A 15,153-nucleotide genomic window follows, 5' to 3' on the forward strand; every position below is an offset into this window, starting at 1 on the left:
GCGATCCAGGTGAGCGGCAAAGTCACGCCGACTGCCTGGAAAGACGTCGGCCTCCTCGTGCAACGACCAGCGATCGCCCGAAATTCATCGAGGTCCACCTAAAACCGCGCTCCTCTTGGCGCGTGGCGGCGAGCAACAGCTTCTCGTTCAGCTATCTAGCCAGATCCGACGCGTTCTAGCTGGACTACACGCGCGACTTCGCCCGCAGCATCCCCTGGGTGAGCGCGACCACATCGCCCGAGCAGAAGACGGTTCCCGCGACGTGGCCAGTGCCCAAGATAGTAACCGCAGCGCTCCGGTCCGACGCGAGTACCGGCCGCCGGGCGAGCAAGGCAGAGTGGCAAAGACCGACCGCTCCAGGGCCTGTGGAGACGATGATCGCGACGTCGTGCCTCGCTATGTTGGCGGCTTGGTATGCGGACACAGTGTCATCGACGAACGCAATCTTGTTCTCCACTGAAAGCGCTACCATCCACTTTTCCAGCCTTGCGCGGTGCCGGCCACAGCCGGCGATGATGAGCCGGTCGCCTCGGCGCGCAGCCAAGGCAAAGGCGCGGATCGCTGTCGTGAAATCCCGGCGATCGTTCGGCGTGCCGATGACGAGGAAAGCCGTAGCGTCGATCCGCGACTGATCTCGGCCCCGAGGTGCGGGAAGGGTCGTCACATTCGAATGATCCAGGGACGGGCTGGCCGTTGCGCCAAAGCCAATAGCCTCACACGCCGCCGGCGATCGATCGTGAAACGGGAAGACCTGCCGCAGCAAATAGCCCAGGCCGTTATGCCACAGGCTGGCGACATGGCCGGCTTCTTGCCGGTCCGCCTCGCTGATTGTCCGCCATCGTCCTGTCATACTGACAAGACGCCGTCCCTGCCACGCGACCGCAGTGGCGGCCCGCAGATTTTGAAGCGGGCCCGCATGAAGCACAATCTTAACCCGCGGAGCGCACAGGGATTTTAGGGAGAATACCATGTACGCTACGCTCAAGTACCTCCGCAAGAACGTGCGCGGGGCCACGGCCATCGAGTATGGATTGATCGCAGCGCTGATCGCGGTCGCGGCTATCGCTGCCATGAAGGGGTTGGGCAACCAGCTGAAGACGACGTTCCAGAACGTATCGTCGAATATGAAGGCGACGTAGGCGGACCGTCGGCCGCCGTTTCGCGAGCCCCGTTCCTCCCGACCTGGAGCCAGCGTCCGCCGCCGCAGGAGGGGACGCGCCGACAAAGCGAAAGCAACATCGGGTCAGATCCGCTGGTCCGTCAACTCGCCATAATGCTCGGCGAGATAGTCGACGAGGTGCCGGATACGGGCCGGCAAGCTGACGCCGCCGACGAAGACGGCATGGAAGACTTCGTGATCGCCGGGGTTGTACGCCTCGAGCAACGGCACGAGCGTGCCCGCCGCGATCGCGCGGGCAATGCCGAAATTGCCGAGCCGGGCGACGCCGACGCCGTCGAGGACGAGCTGCAGCAAGGTCTCGCCGCTGTTCGCCTCGACCGGCCCGCTCACGGCCATCGTCGACGTCGTGCCGTCCCGTCGGAACGGCCAGACCGGCTCGGCGCGGCGAAAATTGAAGTTCAAACAGTCGTGATATGCCAGATCCTCGGGGATCGACGGTGTGCCGCGCCGCGCGAGATAGTCGGGCGCGGCGACGATGGTGCGACCATTATGGCCCAGCCGCCGCGCCATCAACAGGCTGTCGGCCATCGGACCGGAGCGGATCGCGACGTCGGCCTGGCCCTTGCTGACGTCCACCTTCTCGTCGCTCAGGTTGATGTCGACCGTGATCTGCGGATAAAGCCGTACGAATTCCTTTATCAGCGGCACGATGCAGACCCGCCCGTGCGAAACCGCAGCGCTGATCCGGACCCGGCCCCTGGGCGCCCCCTGGTCGGCGATCGCTTGCTCGACCTCGTCGAGATCGGACAGGATCCTTCGCGCGCCGCTCAGATAGGCGTTGCCCTCGGCCGTCAGCGTGAGCGCACGCGTGGTCCTGAGTAGCAGCCGGGCGCCGAGACGATCCTCGATCCGGTCGATGGTGCGACTGACCCCGGATGGCGTCAGGGAAAGGCGCCTGCCCGCAGCCGAGAAGCTGCCGGTGGCCGCGACCTCGGCGAAGACCGCAAGGTCGCGTGCGCGGTCGAGAGATGCCATCTTTGCGCCCCAGTCAATAATCCTTCGATCCGACGGCGGCTAATCAAGCCGGGCACTTCTGTCTAGTTTTTGCCTCGCACCGCAAGTGCCATACACAAGGAGACAGACGATGAAGATGACCCGGACCTACCGCCGCCTCGCTCTTGCCGCCGCGATGTCGCTCACGATGGTGAGTTCGACCGCCCTCGCACAGACCGAGATGGCCTTTCCCACCACGTTCCGCACGCAGGAGATCGCAGCGAACGGCACGACCATCCACGTACGGGTAGGCGGATCGGGGCCTGCGGTGATCCTGCTGCACGGCTATGGTGATACCGGCGACATGTGGGTGCCGCTCGCCAGGGAACTCGCGCGCGATCACCGGGTGATCGTTCCGGACCTGCGGGGCATGGGACTGTCGGCGCGGGCCGATGCCGGGTTCGAGAAGGCGAACGAGGCGCAGGATATCGTGGGCGTGATGGACGCGCTCGGCATCGTTCGGGCGGACGTGGTCGCGCACGACATCGGCAACATGGTCGCTTACGCGCTCTCTGCGCGTCACGCGGATCGGGTAAGCAAGCTGGTCCTGATGGATGCGCCGGTGCCGGGCATCGGGCCGTGGGAAGAGGTGCTGAAGAACCCGCTCCTGTGGCATTTCCGCTTCGGTGGCCCGGACATGGAGCGACTGGTCGCCGGGCGCGAGCGTATCTACCTCGATCGCTTCTGGAACGAATTTTCCGCTGATCCGACGCGCTTCACCGAAGCGGCACGCCGGCATTACGCCGCGCTCTATGCCGCGCCCGGACGGATGCACGCCGGCTTTAGCCAGTTCGCCGCCTTCGATCAGGATGCCATCGACAATCGCGCGTGGCTCGCGGCGCACGGCAAGCTGACCATGCCGGTGCTCGCGATCGGCGGTGAGAAGTCGTTCGGATCGATGATGGCGGTCGTGACGCGGAGCGGCGCCGTCGATGTCGAGGAGCGCGTGATCGCAGACGCCGGGCACTGGCTGATGGAGGAACAGCCTGCGGCAACGACGAAGGCGATCCGCGACTTCATCGATCAGCGGCCGACCACCGCCTCCAAGGGCAGGGTGGCGGCGGCTGCCCTGTCGGCGGAGGAGACGCAAGCGACGACCGCATACGGCGCAGGCGTCGGCACATCGGGCATGAACGGCATCACGACGGTCCGCCTCCAGGGAGATCCGGCCAAGCCCGGACCCTATGTACTGGAAATCCGCGTTCCCGCGAACACCAGCATCGCGGCGCATACGCACCGCGACGACCGGGTCGCGACCGTCATCTCGGGCACCTGGTATTTCGGCTATGGCGCGGATCGCTCGATAGCGCGGGTGAAGGCGCTGACCGCGGGTGGCTTCTACACCGAGCCCGGTGCCGCACCGCACTTCGCCTTTACGCGCAGCGAGCCGGCGGTGGTCCGCATCACCGGCACCGGTCCGAGCGACACCGTCTTCGCCAACGTGGAGGCACGGCGCTGAGCGCCTGCCTCTCCACCCAGCCGACGAAAGGATGATCGAGATGACGAAAGCAGCAGAACGCGAATCGCGCGAGCAATGGATCGACGGAACGGGCGGACGCATCTTCGTTCGCCACTGGCAGGCACTCGACGTGCCGATCGCCTCGCTGGTGATCTGCCACGGCTTCAACGCGCACAGCGGCCACTATGAACGGGCGGCCAACCTGTTCGCTTCGCGCGGAATCGCCGTCACCGCGTTCGATCTCCGCGGGCGAGGCCGGTCCGATGGCGAGCGCTTCTATGTCGACACATTCCAGGATTATGTCTCCGATCTGGCGGCGGCAGTCGAATTCGCCCGGATGCAGGTGCCGGGACGGCCCGTCTTCGTGCTCGGCCACAGCGCGGGCGGTGTCGTCGCGACGAGCTATGCGGTCGACCATCAGGAGGAGATCGCTGGCTTGATCTCCGAGAGTCTGGCCTATCGGCTCTATGCCCCGCGTTTCGCGCTGGCCCTGTTCAGGGGCATGAGCCACGTGCTGCCGCACACACCGGTGGTGCGGCTGAAGATGAACGATTTCTCGCGCGACCCCGCCTGGATGGACGTACTGAACGCGGACCCCTTGGTCGGCAGCGAGGTCCAGCCGATCGCGACCATGGCGGCGCTGGCGAGAGCGAACGCCACCCTCGAAACGCGGCTGCCCCGATTGGCCGTGCCGCTACTGGTGCTCCACGGAACGGCCGACGAGGCGACGAGGCCGGAAGGAAGCGAGGCCGTGTTCGCGGCCGCACGATCGTCCGACAAGTCGCTCAAGCTCTATCCCAAATACCGGCACGATCTGCTGAACGACCTGGGCAGGGACTATGTGACCAACGACATCGGCAATTGGGTCGAGGCGCGCAGCCGCTACATCAGCGTGTCGATGACGCCACCATCGACCCGTAACGCAGCGCCGGTCGTGGCAGAGGCGAGGGGGGAGGCAAGGTAGACGACCATGTTGGCGACTTCCTCGACACTGGCGGCGCGGCGGATGATCGAGGTCGATCGATGCTCCTGGACGAAGGCGGCGGCGATTTCCTCGATGTCCTTTCCCGACTTCTGCCGCTCGGTCTCGAGCATCGCCTCGACGCCTTCCGACAGGGTGGGGCCGGGCAAGACCGAGTTCACGGTGACGCCCGTGCCAGCCATCCGCTTGGCAAGGCCGCGGGCAAGGGCAACGTCGGCGGTCTTGCTGACGCCGTAGTGGATCATCTCGACCGGTATGTTGAAGGCCGATTCCGACGCCAACAGCAAAAAACGGCCCCATCGGTTTGCAGCCATCGTCGGCAGATACGAGCGAGCAAGCCGCACCCCCGCCATCACGTTCACCTGCCAATGCCTGTCCCAGGTCGCGTCATCGGTGTCGAAGAAATCGGCGGGCTGGAAGATCCCGAGGTTGCTGACCACGATGTCGGCACGGGGTTCCGCGGAGACGAGAAGGCTGTGACCTTCAGCGCTTGCGAGATCGGCGGCGACCCCGCGGGCCGTGCCGCCGATCCGCGCAACCGCGGCATCGACCTTCGACTGGGTGCGGCCGTTCACCACGACGGTGGCGCCGGCGTCCGCCAACCCCTTGGCGATGGCGAAACCGATACCTTCGGTCGAACCGGTGACGATGGCGAGCTTGTTGGCCAGATCTATCTTCATGTTCGGTGCTCCTCATCAACCTGGTCGGCGCTGCCATTGATCGTGCCAACTCCACCACCGTGTCTTGGTTTCGACTCGACGCCGATCCTGTCATCGAACCGGGGATCAGTGTAATCGGTGGATCGGGTCTGTCCGTCTAGCGTATTGCTCAGCCGGGACCCTTTTCGAGAGTGAGCGACATAGCACGTAAACCAAACTATGATTTCGAGCGCCGCGAGCGCGAACGGATCAAGGCGGCCGAGTCCGCGAAGAAGGCGCAAGCCAAGGCGGATAAACGGGCAGCCGAACAAGGACTTCCGGTCCCGGAGCCGGAGGACGGGTCATGAGCGCGAGGGATTGAGGATGGGGTCGCCCGATCCCGTCCTCGCCCAATTGGGCTGGAAGCCCTGGTTCAGCGACCAGATCTCCGCCGAGCAGGGACGCGGCTACCAGCCCGTCCGCGTCATGTCGGTCCATCGCGGGAGGGTGACCGTGTCGGGCGAAGGGGTCGACGACTCGATCTCCTCCACCGTCCCCTTGCAACGGGGAGCGGAAGACCGGCCCACCGTCGGCGACTGGTTGCTGATCGACCGGAACACCCGAACCATCGTGCGCATCCTCGATCGCACCAGCCTGTTCAAACGGCCGTCCCCCGGCGACGATCGCCGGATCCAGCTCATCGCCGCCAATGTCGATACGTTGTTCATCGTGACGTCCTGCAATCAAGACTTCAACGTGGCGCGCATCGAACGCTATCTCGTGCTTGCACGCGAAGTAGGTGTCCGTCCGGTCGTCGTTCTCACGAAGGCCGACCTAAGCGAAGCGCCCGAACGCCTGGTCGACGCGACGCGCGCACTGCGATCGGGGTTGCAGGTGGCGCTGGTCGATGGCCGCGATCCGACGAGCGCCGCCCGCCTTGCCGTCTATTGCGGCTTCGGGCAGACCGTCGCGCTGGTCGGGTCGTCGGGGGTCGGCAAGTCCACCTTGGTGAACACGCTTACCGGATCGGACAGCGTCGCGACGCAGGCGGTTCGCGAGGACGACGGCAAAGGCCGGCACACGACCACCGTCCGCGAAATGCATCGCGTCGTCGATGGCGAGGTGGGCGGCGGCTGGCTGGTGGACACGCCAGGCATGCGCGAACTCCAGATGTCGGAAGTGGCGTCGGGCGTGACGGACGTGTTCGACGATGTCATCGCGGCGACGCTCGAGTGCCGCTTCGCGAATTGCACGCATGCCGATGAGCCTGGATGCGCGGTTCGCGCTGCCATGGCGAATGGATCGCTCGATCCCGCTCGCGTCGAACGCTGGCGCAAGCTGACCCGGGAGGACGCGGCCAACAGCGGCCCCGCGGCGGCCCGCCGCTCCCGCCCCGGCAAGCCCGCATACCGGCGATGACGGGTAGCGAGAACGAAGGTTCGACGATGACCCCTCCGGCTCGGCGTAAGTGGCATCGAAGACGCAGGCCGATCAGCGCTGCTTCTTCGCCGTGGTCGCGGTAAAGTCGGGCTCCTTCTTCGCGACCCAATCGACGAACTTGCGGACGTTGGGGTTGGCCAGCAGGGCGTCGACATCGGTGGCATGTCGCTGCAATTCGGAATTGGTGAAGTTGGCCATCAGCGTCTGCTGACAAATCGGGTGCATGGGTACGACATCGCGCCCGCCGCGGCTTTTCGGCACGGGGTGATGCCAGACGATGGTCTTGCCGAGCGGCCTGCCACACAGCCAGCAGGGCGTCACCGCGGGCGGCGCCTCTTCATCCGGCTCCAGGTCCGCGGGGGGATCGTATTTGGAATGTTTGCGGCCCATGCCTATTGGATCTTCTTGGCTGCGGGCGCTGTCACATGGCGGTGCATCAGCCCTGATAGCGCAACGTGTTCGCGAACCCATCATTGGTTTTGGTCATCTTCGCGACCTTGCGAAGGTAGGTGCGGACGTGGCGATCGAACCGTCGGTCGTCATGGACGCCGGTGGCGGGGTATTCGTCCTGCGCAACCAGCTGCTTGATCTGCGACGCGAACGCCGCCTGATCGTCGATGTGGCCAGACGCCCGCAGGACCCGGCAGACCCATTCCTCGGCTGCTGCCTTGTCGTAGTCGTCCTGCGCCGCGTAGCCGCGTTTGTCCGCGACCGCTTGATCACGTCTGGCGGCGTCGAGCCGGCTGTCCAACCATCGCCGGACCAGATCGCCATCCCATGGCTTCGGCGTTTCGCTCATCGTGCTTCCAACCTGCCCCCGACCCGCCTAGCCGATCGCGCACAGACCGAACACCGTCGAAGAGCAGCCGCCACTACCACGCCTACCGCTGCCTCGGCGGTTTACGATGGTTGTGGCGACGCCCGGAAACGAACATGGTTGCGGCCGGCTTTAAGTACGGAGCAGTCGATGCGGGTGCGTTCTTTCGGTCTGATCCTTCTGGCGGCGAGCGTCGTGCCGTCCACCGCCGACGCGCAGGCAACCACCCGTGCATGCGGCGCGATCGAGGGGCCCGGTCCCGCCTGCCTGCTTGGCCGCAAGGAACTTCCGTCACTACCCGGATCCGCCATCTTCTGGCATCTGGATCGCTTCCCCTCGAGGAACGCCGCCGAACGCGCCGCGGCCGCGACGAGCACCGTCGTGCAGGCGTTCGGATCGACGTGGCTCTTCACCATCGCGAAGCAACATTGGCGCGCCAAGGGCGGTGAGCACGTCGCTGCCATCGGTCCGCTTCCGCTGACACCGAGCTCTGCCTACGCTGCCGAGTATCTGCGCTCGGTCTTCGATCCGGGCACGACGGCGCCGCTGCACGTTCATTCCGGCCCGGAGGCGTTCTACGCCGTCAGCGGTGATACCTGCCTCGAGACGCCGGACGGCGTTCGGATCGGACGGGGGCCCGGCAATAGCGTGATGATCGAGGCGGGACCGCCGATGCTCTTGATGGCGATCGGCAAGGTCCCGCGGCAAGGGTTCGCGCTCATTCTTCACGACGCGAGCCTGCCGCCCACGACCCTGACCATGGCCTGGCATCCATCGGGCCGCTGCGCTGCGCAGCTCGCGAAGGATCAAGCCCCCTAGGCTGCCGGCAGCGATCTGCGACGCTAGATCAGAACGCCGTCGCCAACCGGATCGTGGTGGTTCTCGGGCGAAGCGGCACGGTTTGCTCGGTGAAGGAAAGGTTGAAGGGATTGCCGTAGGCGAAGGTGTTCGCGCGACTGTCGAGGACGTTGGTGATCTCGATCGACACGCGGTATCTCCCCAAAGTCGATGCCGCGCCGGTATCGATGGTCGCGTATTTCCCCGCGATGCGATCCAGCAAGGGATCGAAGCTCAGCCTCGTGCTGCCGGTGTAGCGGGCGGTGACATAGATCGTCGCGGGCATGCTGAAGACCGGGAGATCGTGGGACGCGGTGAGATGCGCCGAGATGTCGGGCACGACTGGCAGGCGTCGATCGTCGCGATCCAGATTGGTGGTCGACGACGGCGAGGTCAGTCTGGCGCGTTGCAGCGTGGCGCCGAAATCGATCGTCGCCCGCGGCAGGGTCATGCGACCGCCCAGTTCGACGCCGTAATTGACCGCGTTGCCCGCATCGACGGTGCCGAACAGGCCATCGGAGCCGACGGTATCGCTCCGCAGATGTTCCCAGACCGATCCGAAGAACGCGCCGCGAAGGCTCAAGCGGTCTCCCGCGCCACGCAGTCGCCAGCCGAGCTCGACGCTCTGCAACTCGTCGCCCGGGATGCGTTGGTCGCCTGCCGGCGCGGTTCGGCTGATCCCGGCCGGCCGAACCGCGCTCGCATAGCGCAGCCAGATCAGGCCGAGATCGTCGCGGTGCCAACTGAGCGTGCCGCTGGGCGTGATGCCGACGCGATCGGCGCGCTCGCGGCCCGGCCCGCGTTGTTCGAGCCGGCTCGTGGTGGAAAAGCCGCGTAGCCCGAGCTTGAAGTCGACCGCGCTGCTCAGCCGCTGGGTGCCCTCCGCGAAGATCGCGATGTCGGTGACGTCTTCCTCGTCGCGCCTGACGGCAAGCGCCGAGCCGCTGGCGACGGGGACGAATTTGCCGTCGAGTCGGCTCGTCGAATGCAGGATCGTCGCGCCGACGATCCAGGGATGACGGGCGCCCGGATCGCTCAGCCGAACTTCCTGCGACAGCAGGTGCGCCGAGCGGTCCTCGACATAGGCCACCGGCGCCGACACGCCGAGCGAAGGCGCCAGGATGCTGGCATCGTAGGTGCTGCCGAATGCCTGGTCGACGTAGGCGGTGGTGGCCTGCGCATCGAACTTGCCGATGGCGCCCCTGACGGTCAGCGTGGCCGAGGTGAAGTCGTTATCCTGCGGCTCGGGGATCAGGGTCGATCGCGACAGGCCGCTGGTCGCATATTGGCTGTCACGCGCGTCGATCCGCTGGGCGACGCCGCTGAGCGTCGCTGACCAATCGCCGCCGATCGCCCAGCGCAGCGCGGCGCGGCCGCCGGACCGCCGCGTGCGATTGACGTCGCGCCGGTCGCGGCCGGTATCGTCGATCCAGCCCGGCATCGTCTCCGTCCAGCCGGACGCCCGCAACGCGAGCGCGCCGCGCACGATCGGCAGGTTGAGCGTGCCTTCGACGGCACCCCCGAGCGCGCCGTTGTTGATCCCGGTTCCCTCGATCGCGGCGTTGGCGGCGACACCGTCGAGATCGGGCGCGATGGTGACGATCCGGACGACGCCGCCGAGCGCGCCGGTGCCGTAGAGCGTGCCCTGTGGCCCGCGCAACACCTCGATCCGGTCCACATCGACGAGCCGGAGATCGGGATCGGGTGACGCGTAGCCGATGCGCGCGTCGTCCAGGTAGATGCTCACCAGCGACTGGCTGGTGCCGTTGAACGCGCTGTCGGCGACACCGCGCAGGAACACGCGATCGCGTCCCGGACCGAGGTTCGTCGAAAAGGCGCTGTCGGCATCGGCCATCACATCGACGAGGCCGCGCTTGCCGCCGAGCCGGCCGAGCGCATCACCCCCGACGATGCTGATCGACGCGGGCAGATCGGACAGGCGTTCGTCGCGCTTGCTGGCGATGACGATGATGTCGCCGGCAGCAAGGGCGGGCGGGGGGGTGCCCCTGGATGGGTGTCGCCGCGCGACCGCGATCGGGTCGATGCGCCACGTCAGGGCATCGACCTGGACCGCCCGCAGGCGGCTACCCGCCAGCATCCGTCGCAGCGCCTGCGCGACGCCGCTGGCCCGATCGACCCGCGGGACGCGGATATCGGGAAGCGCGCCCGCCATGCCGATCGAGATGCCGGTCCGGCGCGCCAGTTCGTCGAGCGCGGCGCGCAGCGTGCCGGCCCGGGTCGAGATGGTCGGGCCGGCCGGCGCCGGCCGTTCAGCGCTCGACGGCGGCGCCCAGATGAACGACGCCACCGACGCGACGAACGCGTATCGGCATGACTGCCCGAAGCTGATCGACGAGCCGCGATCCATCACCAATCGTCAAAACCCCCGAAAAGCGCAGATTGGCCGCGGATGGATCGACCACGAGTGGATGATCGACATATCGCGAGATCTCCGCGGCAACCAGGGTGAGCGGCGCAGCGTCATAGTCGAGCCGGCCATCGCTCCAGTCGGCGACCCGCGCCGGGTCGATCGTTCGGCGTTGTGCGATGTTCTGCGCGAGTAGCACGTCGATGCCTTGCCCCGCAGTCAACATCGTCGCATCGGCCGCGGTGCCGCCGACCGGCGTGACGCTGACCGCGCCTTCCGCGACGCTCACCGATACCCGGCCGCCCGCGTTGACGACCGCGAACCGCGTGCCGAGGTCACGGATTTCGTAACCGCCGGCGCGCACCATCAGCACCCGTGACGGATCGTGACGAACCGCGAAGCGCGCCGCGCCTTGCGCGAGCTCGATCACCGGCGCGTCGCCCCCGGCCACCGACAGGCGCGAGCCGCGATCCATATCGACGCGGCTGCCGTCCGCGAGCTTGACGGCACGTGTCTCGCTGCGGCCGGTGACATAGGTCTGCGCCGCATCGTCCGTGGCCGGTGCGATGGCGAGCAGCGCGATCCCCGCCGCCACCGCGCCGCTGGTTCCGGCCGCGACCCAGCGCCACCGGGTCGACCGTGACACCCCATCGGTCGCTTGCTCGGCGTCATCGTTCGCGGGCAGCAATCTGGCGATCGCGGGCGCGGCCTCGCCGATCTCCGCATCGAGCAGCGCGATCGCGTCATAGGCTGTGCGATGCGCCGGATCCGTGTCCAGCCATTCGGCGAACGCCTCCCACGGCATATCCGGCGCTGCCAGCCTGGCATGCCAGGTTGCGGCGGCATCCTCGGTGGTCGTGCGTGTCTCCGTCATCCTGCCCTCTTGTCGGACGGATGCCCCCCGCCCGTTGCATAGACGGCGCGGCGGCGGGCGAACCGCAGTCCCGATGCGCGATCAATCATCCAGCGCGATCCGAAGATGCCTCAGCGCCACCGCGATATGCTTTTCGACGGCACTGCGCGTGATCCCGAGCTCCGCCGCGATCTCCGCATGCGAGGCGCCGTCGATGCGATGACGGCGAAAAACCCGCATGGCCCCTTGCGGCGGCCCGGCCAGCGCTGCAGCGAGACGCGCGACGCGTTGCTTGCCGGCCACGGCGTCGAAGGCGGACGGCGTATCGTCGATCGCCTCGGCGCCGACGATCGCGGTCGTCGCTTCGACATAGTCCCGGTCGCGCCGCTCGCGTCGCCCGCGTCCGCGTACGCGATCGAGCACGATGTTCATGCCGACCCGGTGCAGATACGCCAGCGGATTGGCGAGCGGCCCCATCGAGACCGCGGAGGAAGGCTGGGCGATATGCAACCAGATCTCCTGGACGACATCCTCGGCGTCGACGGCGCTGCCGGTCCGCGCGGTAAAGAACCGGAGGAGCTGGCCACGATGGGCCGCGAGTACCGCCGAAAGGCCGGCGGGGTAGGTCGTATCGGCGTCGGCGTCGGCTACGGCATTGCTCCGAGGATCGGTCGCCACGGCTGAACATCCGATCGGACGCGCGATCGTGCGCGCCGCCGCGGTGCCGGCATCGGCTGCGACCATAGTGCCTCGGCGCGCTCAAGAAGTCGCGTCGTAATTTGCCCTCTGCGAGCGACCGGCTGGAAATAGCGGCCAGATGACGACGAGCAGGGCGATGACGACCACCAGGACGGCCGAGGCATGGGGGCGGCTGAAGGCGAAGCCGCCCTTGTCGAGCGGTTTGTCAAGCAGGTCGCCGACGGCTGCGCCGAGCGGACGAGTGAGGATGAAGGCGCTCCAGAACAGCAGCACGCGATCGGCGGCGGTCCACAGATAGAGCGCCGCGATCGCCGCCAGCATGGCCCCGAACACCACCGCGGCGCCGCCATAGCCGAGCCCGCCGGTGTCCGCGGTCCAATCCCCCAGCGCGGTTCCCAAGGTCTGCGAAAAGGTGATGGTGATCCAGTAGAAGAGCTCGGCGCGCGGTTCGTGCACGGTGGCGACCGCCACCGAACCGAGCCGGTGGTGCCATAGCCACAACGACGCGGCGACACCGCCGAGCAGGATCAGCGATCCTCCGGGATAACCGATCCCCAGCGATCGCGTCGCGAAATCCGCCAGCGTCGTCCCGGCGGTGGTCGAGGCGATGATCGTCGCCCAATAGAGGAACGGCCTGTACCGATCGGCGGAGACCTGTCGCCAGACCAGCAGGATCAGGATAGCGACGAAGATCGCGGTGCCGACGAGATAACCGAGGTTCATCGACATGCTGACGGTGTCGCCTGCCGTCTCGCCCAGTGTCGTCGCCAGGATCTTGATGATCCAGAAGACGAGCGTGACGGCGGGCACCTTCGCCATCGTCGTGCGCTCGGTATCGGTCATCGCAAGCGCCCGGCGTAGCGGCGATCCGTGCTGGAGCCATCGCCCAAACCGCTCTGTCTGCCGGCAACGGCTCGCCCCGCATAGATCGCCAGCAGATCGTCGAAATGATCGTCCATCGTACGGACGCCGGTCATCGGACGCGGCGCGGCGTCGGCGCGCTTCACCGCCAGGATCGCTGCGGCCGCGGCCTGCGCGTCGCCCCACCGATACAGCACGCCACCGCCGGCCCGCGCGAGATCGGCCGCGCCGCCGCGGTCGGGCGCGATCAGCGTCAGGCCCGACGCGATCGCTTCGGCCGCCGCGAAGCAGAAGGTCTCGGCCTCGCAGCCATGGATCAGGGCATCGGCGCTCGCCATCAGCCGTGCCAGGGCCGCCCGGTCGGTAACCGGTTCGAGCAGGCGGACGTGCGGATTGCCGTCGATCGCCTCTACCGACGCGCCCTGCCGCGACCCGCCGCCGACGATGACGAGGCCGATCGGCGCCGACATGCCGGCGATGCTCGCGGCCTGCACCACCATCGGCCAACGCTTTTCGGGCGCATGACGCCCGACCCCGATCAGCAGCTGCGCATCTTCCGGCAGCGCGCACAGCGCCAGTAATTCGCGCCGGACCGTCGCATCGCGCAGCGTCGGCGAAAATCGGCCCGGCTCGACCCCCATCGGATCGGTAAATACCTTGCGCAGGCCGCCGTCCCGCAGCCGATCGGTCAGACTGTCGCTCGCGCTGACGACGATGTCGAACCGCCGGTCGAGTCGACGAAGATGCCGCCAATACCAATCGAATGCGCGATCGATCGTCTGGGTCGATGCCACCCCGCCGAACCAGCGATAGGCATAGGCGGAAAGCGGATCGGCATGTGCGATCAGTGCCAGCCGGGCGCGGGCGCGTCGCTCGCTCCGCCAGTCCGCGACCATCGACGCGCTGCGCCAGGGGGACGAGACCTCGACCACGTCGGCGTCTTCCTCGTCGAGCGCGCGGTGCAGGGCGGTGCGATCGGCGAAATACCGGTAGGAGCGATCGAGCGGAAAGCGCGGCGATCGCAGCCAGCGGATCGTGGCCCGTGGGCCTCTGCGTTCGACGCGGTCATGCTCGCCCGGCGCGACCACCACCGTGTCCACGCCGCGGTCGGCGAACGCCACGAGCTTTCGATCGACATAGGTGCGCACGCCGCCGCCGCTGGGCGTGTAGAAGGCACAGACATCGACGATCTTCACGACGCGGTGCGCCCGCCCGGCATCGCCTCGGCGGGCATCGAGCTCGTACCGGCCGCCGCAGGCAGGAGATCGGCATAGCGCGTAATCGTTCGACGCGAGGCCAGCGTCCGAAGCGTGCGATCGATACTGGTCATCAGCGATGCCTTGGTGACATCGCCCGGGTGCACGGCCACCCTGAGTGTCGGCAACCAGTCCGGCAGTGCCCGGGCGGCGGCGGCGACCGCCAGCGAACTTGCGGTCCGGGCGTTCGACCGGCTCGCCCAGGTGATCACCGGTCCGCGGGCGACGATCGCGCCGGTGGCGGGCTGCCAGACGCGGAAGTGATCCTCCGCCAGCGCGAAGCCGCAGGTCTTCAGCGCAGCCATCGCTCCGGGCCCGTAGAGCCAGGCTGGCGCGATGAACCCCGCGACGGGCCGGCCGATCGCGTCCTCGACGATGTCGCGGCCGGATCGCATCCGGTGTTCGGCCTCGTCGGCGCCGAGACCCAGGAACTCGCCCTCGCCAGCGGTCATGTATCGCGCTTTCAGCCCCGCCGCGGCGCTGCGATGAGCGCTGGTGTCACGGTGGACCAGCCCATGCAGGAACATCTCGACGCCGGCATCCGCCCATCGCCGTAGCCGACGGACGAACGCCGGCGAGCGATCCAGCGGCGCGGTGCCCCAATGATCCGGCACGACCAGCATAGCGAACCGCGGGCCCTCGAGGATCCGACCGACCGTCTCCGCGAGCTGCTCGATCGGGTCGGCGAAGGTCGGCGACACGTCGTGGATCGATACGACCAATCGCCGGTCGGCAGGGGGCGCCATCGCGGCGGTCGCCCTCATCTCACC

16 protein-coding genes are annotated in these 15,153 nt (G+C 67.4%); 5 read left to right on the forward strand and 11 right to left on the reverse strand.

What is annotated here, in order from left to right; all coding sequences use genetic code 11:
* Positions 1 to 184: 184 nt before the first annotated feature.
* Complete coding sequence (locus tag ACT009_RS15100; RefSeq protein ID WP_445191881.1) at positions 185 to 970, reverse strand: glycosyltransferase; 786 nt, start codon at positions 968 to 970, stop codon at positions 185 to 187.
* Between ACT009_RS15100 and ACT009_RS15105 the strand changes: the two genes are divergently transcribed.
* Complete coding sequence (locus tag ACT009_RS15105) at positions 969 to 1,139, forward strand: Flp family type IVb pilin (protein WP_445191882.1); 171 nt, start codon at positions 969 to 971, stop codon at positions 1,137 to 1,139. The genes ACT009_RS15100 and ACT009_RS15105 overlap by 2 nt on opposite strands.
* Before the next feature lie 104 nt (positions 1,140 to 1,243).
* On the opposite strand, the gene ACT009_RS15110 is transcribed toward ACT009_RS15105, so the two are convergent.
* On the reverse strand, positions 1,244 to 2,155 hold the full coding sequence (locus ACT009_RS15110) for a LysR family transcriptional regulator (protein ID WP_445191883.1): 912 nt from the start codon (positions 2,153 to 2,155) through the stop codon (positions 1,244 to 1,246).
* Positions 2,156 to 2,264: 109 nt separating this feature from the next.
* Here ACT009_RS15110 and ACT009_RS15115 point away from each other — a divergent pair, with 109 nt between their 5' ends.
* Complete coding sequence (locus ACT009_RS15115; protein ID WP_445191884.1) at positions 2,265 to 3,632, forward strand: alpha/beta fold hydrolase; 1,368 nt, start codon at positions 2,265 to 2,267, stop codon at positions 3,630 to 3,632.
* 40 nt (positions 3,633 to 3,672) lie between these two features.
* Positions 3,673 to 4,596 carry a lysophospholipase gene (locus ACT009_RS15120; protein WP_445191885.1) on the forward strand — a complete coding sequence of 308 codons (924 nt, stop codon included), beginning with the start codon at positions 3,673 to 3,675 and terminating at the stop codon, positions 4,594 to 4,596.
* Here the strand turns inward: ACT009_RS15120 and ACT009_RS15125 are convergent.
* Complete coding sequence (locus ACT009_RS15125) at positions 4,515 to 5,294, reverse strand: SDR family NAD(P)-dependent oxidoreductase (protein WP_445191886.1); 780 nt, start codon at positions 5,292 to 5,294, stop codon at positions 4,515 to 4,517. The two genes, ACT009_RS15120 and ACT009_RS15125, sit on opposite strands and share 82 nt — an antisense overlap.
* A gap of 198 nt (positions 5,295 to 5,492) precedes the next feature.
* Between ACT009_RS15125 and rsgA the strand changes: the two genes are divergently transcribed.
* The gene (gene rsgA, locus ACT009_RS15130) at positions 5,493 to 6,671 is read left to right on the forward strand and encodes a ribosome small subunit-dependent GTPase A (RefSeq protein ID WP_445191887.1); all 1,179 of its coding nucleotides are present in this window, start codon (positions 5,493 to 5,495) and stop codon (positions 6,669 to 6,671) included.
* A gap of 72 nt (positions 6,672 to 6,743) precedes the next feature.
* Here rsgA and ACT009_RS15135 read toward each other — a convergent pair whose 3' ends face one another.
* Complete coding sequence (locus ACT009_RS15135; protein WP_445191888.1) at positions 6,744 to 7,082, reverse strand: hypothetical protein; 339 nt, start codon at positions 7,080 to 7,082, stop codon at positions 6,744 to 6,746.
* A 46-nt stretch (positions 7,083 to 7,128) separates the two neighbouring features.
* Complete coding sequence (locus ACT009_RS15140) at positions 7,129 to 7,491, reverse strand: hypothetical protein (protein ID WP_445191889.1); 363 nt, start codon at positions 7,489 to 7,491, stop codon at positions 7,129 to 7,131.
* A 168-nt stretch (positions 7,492 to 7,659) separates the two neighbouring features.
* On the opposite strand from ACT009_RS15140, the gene ACT009_RS15145 reads away from it, so the two are divergent.
* Complete coding sequence (locus ACT009_RS15145; RefSeq protein ID WP_445191890.1) at positions 7,660 to 8,328, forward strand: hypothetical protein; 669 nt, start codon at positions 7,660 to 7,662, stop codon at positions 8,326 to 8,328.
* A 28-nt stretch (positions 8,329 to 8,356) separates the two neighbouring features.
* On the opposite strand, the gene ACT009_RS15150 is transcribed toward ACT009_RS15145, so the two are convergent.
* The 6 genes from ACT009_RS15150 to ACT009_RS15175 form a co-directional block, all read right to left on the reverse strand.
* On the reverse strand, positions 8,357 to 10,654 hold the full coding sequence (locus tag ACT009_RS15150; protein ID WP_445191891.1) for a TonB-dependent receptor: 2,298 nt from the start codon (positions 10,652 to 10,654) through the stop codon (positions 8,357 to 8,359).
* Positions 10,617 to 11,588 (reverse strand): FecR family protein, encoded by a 972-nt coding sequence (locus ACT009_RS15155; protein ID WP_445191892.1) that lies wholly within the window; start codon positions 11,586 to 11,588, stop codon positions 10,617 to 10,619. Before ACT009_RS15155 ends, ACT009_RS15150 begins: the two co-directional genes overlap by 38 nt.
* Before the next feature lie 81 nt (positions 11,589 to 11,669).
* A complete protein-coding gene (locus ACT009_RS15160; protein WP_445191893.1) occupies positions 11,670 to 12,245 on the reverse strand; it encodes an RNA polymerase sigma factor in 576 nt (191 codons plus the stop codon).
* Positions 12,246 to 12,326: 81 nt separating this feature from the next.
* The gene (locus ACT009_RS15165; RefSeq protein WP_445191894.1) at positions 12,327 to 13,109 is read right to left on the reverse strand and encodes a COG4705 family protein; all 783 of its coding nucleotides are present in this window, start codon (positions 13,107 to 13,109) and stop codon (positions 12,327 to 12,329) included.
* Positions 13,106 to 14,323 carry a glycosyltransferase gene (locus tag ACT009_RS15170; RefSeq protein ID WP_445191895.1) on the reverse strand — a complete coding sequence of 406 codons (1,218 nt, stop codon included), beginning with the start codon at positions 14,321 to 14,323 and terminating at the stop codon, positions 13,106 to 13,108. Before ACT009_RS15170 ends, ACT009_RS15165 begins: the two co-directional genes overlap by 4 nt.
* Positions 14,320 to 15,147, reverse strand: coding sequence for a DUF2334 domain-containing protein (locus ACT009_RS15175; protein WP_445191896.1), 828 nt, complete (start codon positions 15,145 to 15,147; stop codon positions 14,320 to 14,322). The genes ACT009_RS15170 and ACT009_RS15175 overlap by 4 nt, the downstream gene beginning before the upstream one ends.
* Between the last annotated feature and the right edge of the window lie 6 nt (positions 15,148 to 15,153).

This window comes from Sphingomonas sp. Tas61C01, from assembly GCF_052567495.1.

Bases quoted from the DNA above. Each gene is read 5' to 3' on its own strand.
- ACT009_RS15175 (WP_445191896.1), bottom strand. From the start codon at position 15,147: ATGAGGGCGACCGCCGCGATGGCGCCCCCTGCCGACCGGCGATTGGTC.
- ACT009_RS15115 (WP_445191884.1), top strand. From the start codon at position 2,265: ATGAAGATGACCCGGACCTACCGCCGCCTCGCTCTTGCCGCCGCGATG.
- ACT009_RS15145 (WP_445191890.1), top strand. From the start codon at position 7,660: ATGCGGGTGCGTTCTTTCGGTCTGATCCTTCTGGCGGCGAGCGTCGTG.
- ACT009_RS15110 (WP_445191883.1), bottom strand. From the start codon at position 2,155: ATGGCATCTCTCGACCGCGCACGCGACCTTGCGGTCTTCGCCGAGGTC.
- ACT009_RS15155 (WP_445191892.1), bottom strand. From the start codon at position 11,588: ATGACGGAGACACGCACGACCACCGAGGATGCCGCCGCAACCTGGCAT.
- ACT009_RS15105 (WP_445191882.1), top strand. From the start codon at position 969: ATGTACGCTACGCTCAAGTACCTCCGCAAGAACGTGCGCGGGGCCACG.
- ACT009_RS15120 (WP_445191885.1), top strand. From the start codon at position 3,673: ATGACGAAAGCAGCAGAACGCGAATCGCGCGAGCAATGGATCGACGGA.
- ACT009_RS15165 (WP_445191894.1), bottom strand. From the start codon at position 13,109: ATGACCGATACCGAGCGCACGACGATGGCGAAGGTGCCCGCCGTCACG.
- ACT009_RS15135 (WP_445191888.1), bottom strand. From the start codon at position 7,082: ATGGGCCGCAAACATTCCAAATACGATCCCCCCGCGGACCTGGAGCCG.
- ACT009_RS15125 (WP_445191886.1), bottom strand. From the start codon at position 5,294: ATGAAGATAGATCTGGCCAACAAGCTCGCCATCGTCACCGGTTCGACC.
- ACT009_RS15100 (WP_445191881.1), bottom strand. From the start codon at position 970: ATGGTATTCTCCCTAAAATCCCTGTGCGCTCCGCGGGTTAAGATTGTG.
- rsgA (WP_445191887.1), top strand. From the start codon at position 5,493: ATGATTTCGAGCGCCGCGAGCGCGAACGGATCAAGGCGGCCGAGTCCG.
- ACT009_RS15140 (WP_445191889.1), bottom strand. From the start codon at position 7,491: ATGAGCGAAACGCCGAAGCCATGGGATGGCGATCTGGTCCGGCGATGG.